Raw genomic sequence first — 3539 nt, forward strand, 5'->3', positions numbered from 1 at the left:
GGGTTGTTGTACGCCTTGTGTCACCGAACCATTTGTCCCTGTGTTGGTGGTGTAAACAACCTGTCCTACGGAATAGCTTACAGATCCTCCGCTACCCGAAGCATCTCCGCCTGTGGCGTTAACGCTCTCTTGTGCCTGTAGTCCTGTCAGTCCTAGTCCTAACAAAATTATAGCACTTAATTTTAACTTTTTGTGTCGCATTTTTGACCTCCTTTTTTAATTGTTAATATTCCTTTTAATTTATCTGTTTTTGTTACTGTTTCATACTGTTTCTGGTTTTCTCCACTGAATGCTAACTCGTTTATAGGTATGATAAAACCATATAATATATCCTAAATTGGACGGATATGTATGATTTTAATCATACTAATTGCTAAATTAAAGAATTTTTACTAATAATCAAATGGACTTATAATTTTTTGTAAACCATTTTCCCTAACACTTGAAGTTTTTCGTTTATGATTGATAATGAGTTTCATAGAACGCAGATTATGCTAATTTATTTGATTTACATAGTTTTAGATTAACCAAACACTAAACACCAAAAACCAAACGCTATCTCCCCTGTACACTGCACGCGGTACACTTAAAACGAGATCCTTCGCTACGCTCAGGATGACAAGTGGGGTAGTTAACTAGCGGTATAAAAATCAAACAGCAGCAAGCAATTGAAAATACAAGTATTTCACCAATCGTTGTTCCGCTTACCCAATCCTCATAAAATCGTTATATCTTTGTAAAAAATACGGAAATGGAAGGAACACGATTACAGAAGGTGGGACGGCTCATACAGAAGGAGCTTAGCGAGATTTTCCAGCGCGAGGGGGCTGCCAGGTTCCCCGGTAAAATGCTTACAGTTACGCAGGTAAGGGTTAGCCCCGACCTCTCGGTGGCTAAGGTTTACGTTAGCATATTCCCCTCAACCGATACCGATAAAACGCTCGAGCATATCAGGGATAACTCGAAATTCCTTAGGGGCGAACTGGGCAAAAGGGTAAGGCACCAGCTTAGGGTGATACCCGAGCTTACCTTTTTCATCGACGATTCGCTCGACTATATCGAAAAAATTGACCAGTTACTTAAAGAGTAGAAACCCAAGAATGATAAGTCGTTTAGTTTCGTTTACTACCCGGTTCATACCCCGGCACTACCTTCAGCTTTTTGCATCGTTTCTGATGAAAGCCGTTGGGCTTTTTTACCGGGGCAGTCGGTTTCAGGATCCTATCGATGGGGTTAAGTATCGCAAACTACTCCCCTACGGGCGGGTTACCACACGGGAAAACGCACTGGCGCCAAACTCCATGTCGCTGGAACGGCACCGGCTGATATGGCTTTACCTGCAAAGGAAAACCGACTTTTTCACAGCCCCCAAAAAGGTTCTGCATGTTGCCCCGGAATACTGTTTCATAAAACCGATAAAACGACTAAGGAATATTGACTATACCACAGCCGACCTCATTTCGCCCTGGGCCGATGTAAAGCTCGATGTTCAGGCAATGCCTTTTGCCGACAATACCTTTGATATGGTGATCTGCAACCATGTGCTTGAGCATGTTGACAACGACCTTAGGGCGATGACCGAAATACTCCGGGTGCTAAAGCCGGGTGGGTTTGCTGTGCTCCAGGTGCCAATGGATTTAAACATGGAGCAAACCCTTGAAAATCCGGAGTATAACACCCCTGAACTCCGGGAAAAGTATTACCAGCAGCGCGACCATCTTCGCCTTTACGGCCGCGATTACGCCAAACGCCTTGCCTCTGCCGGGTTTGATGTTTTAGAGGACGACTTTGTTAAGCAGCTGCCACCCCACGAGGTGGAATATTACGCCCTGCCTAAGGACGAAATCCTTTACATTGCCCGGAAAAAGTAAAACCTATGAATGTTCCGCTTTACATAGCCCGACGTTACCTGTTTGCGAAAAAATCGCATAACATTATCAACATCATCTCCGTAATATCGGTTATTGGGGTTGCAACAGGGGTTATGGCGCTTGTGGTTGTTCTATCCGTTTTCAATGGCTTCGATTCCCTGATTGCCAACCTCTACTCCCATATCGATGCCGATTTGCGGATTGAAGCTAAGCAGGGAAAAACATTCCGAACCGATAGCTTACCCATCGAAAGGATAAAGCAGATTCCCGGTGTGGCAGTATTTTCCGAAGTGGTTGAGGAGAATGCCCTTTTCCGCTACCGCGGGAAGCAACACATTGGAATTGTTAAAGGGGTTAGCAGGAACTACACTGAGCTAACCGGACTAAAAAGCAAAATAGTTGATGGCGATTTCAAGCTATGGCAAGGTAGCCAGCCCATGGCCATCATGGGCGAAGGGGTTGCCTACTACCTCAACGCCAATCTTGCCCACTTTGACCCGCTGTTTGTATACATTCCCAGGCGGGGCAAAAGCTACTCTCCCGATGCTGCCTTTATGAAAAAAGCCATTATGCCCTCGGGCATTTTTGCCATTGAGCAAGATTTTGATACCCGGTATGTAATTGCACCCGTTGAGTTTGCAAGGGGTCTACTCCTTTACGATTCACTAACTGTTAGCGCCATTGAAATCAAGCTGCACAAAAGCGCAAATGCCGCCAGGGTTAAAACCGATGTTGAAAAAATTATTGGCAATCAGTATAGGCTATTAGACCGTTACCAGCAAAACGAGTCGCTTTACCGAACCATGAAATCGGAAAAGTTTGCCATTGCGCTAATACTGATACTCATACTCATTATTGCATCATTCAATATAGTGGGGTCGCTCTCCATGCTAATTATTGATAAACGCGCCGATGTGGAGACCCTGAAAAGTCTTGGAGCAAGCAATAGCCTGATACAAAAGATATTTCTCTTTGAGGGCATGCTAATTTCCATTGGTGGCAGTATAATTGGGATTATAATTGGTTTGATAACATGTTGGCTGCAAATCACCTTTAAGCTCATTAGGCTTGAGGGCCGAGGCAACTTTATTGTTGATGCATACCCCGTTGAAGTCCAGGCCAGCGATATGATCCTAATTTTCCTGGTGGTTATAGCCATAGGCTACCTGGCTGCCCGATTCCCGGTTAGGGTTATCACGCGGAGACTGATACAGGCGGATAACAGAGGGTAACCATTTTAGAAATAGTAAGCCAAAAACGTCCACATTTTTTACCCCATCTTGCATTTATTCGCTAGTTGCTCTGACATGAGTTTACTTTTATCAATCAATGTCGTTTAGTTAACAAAAATATACATGCTTGTCATCCTGAGCAGCCTGTCCCGCCCTAGCGGGGAGCGAAGGATCTCTAATCGACCCCATGAGATGTTTCGCTTGCGCTCAACATGACAATAGTTTCGCGAATAACGAGCAACTAACAACTCCTCCAGACCCGTAGGGGTGTAATATTTGTAACTCCATGGCTACTCCTGCTCTAAAGCGATGCACGCTATAGTATTCCAAATAGCAAGGGGAAAGCGTTGCATCGCAACAGAAAAGCATGGCAAAGAGCGGTTTACATGTTCTTTCTTGTCTTGATACAAGAAAGAACCAAAGAAAATCAAGGCTG

3 protein-coding genes are annotated in these 3539 nt (G+C 44.3%); all 3 read left to right on the forward strand.

Going from position 1 to position 3539, the window contains the following annotated elements; genetic code table 11:
• Positions 1 to 751 precede the first annotated feature (751 nt).
• Genes rbfA through WHS63_RS13115 form a run of 3 tightly spaced genes read left to right on the forward strand, consistent with a single transcriptional unit; the run spans position 752 to position 3103 of the window.
• Positions 752 to 1090, forward strand: a complete 339-nt coding sequence (gene rbfA / locus WHS63_RS13105) for a 30S ribosome-binding factor RbfA (protein WP_369489590.1) — start codon at positions 752 to 754, stop codon at positions 1088 to 1090.
• 10 nt (positions 1091 to 1100) lie between these two features.
• Entirely contained in the window at positions 1101 to 1871 is a 771-nt protein-coding gene (locus WHS63_RS13110; RefSeq protein WP_445205505.1) for a methyltransferase domain-containing protein, read from the forward strand.
• A 5-nt stretch (positions 1872 to 1876) separates the two neighbouring features.
• Positions 1877 to 3103: an FtsX-like permease family protein gene (locus tag WHS63_RS13115; protein WP_445205506.1), complete on the forward strand. Its 1227-nt coding sequence runs from the start codon at positions 1877 to 1879 to the stop codon at positions 3101 to 3103.
• Positions 3104 to 3539 lie beyond the last annotated feature (436 nt).

It is taken from the genome of Tenuifilum sp. (genome assembly GCF_037481895.1).
In the GTDB taxonomy this organism is placed as follows: domain Bacteria; phylum Bacteroidota; class Bacteroidia; order Bacteroidales; family Tenuifilaceae; genus Tenuifilum; species Tenuifilum osseticum.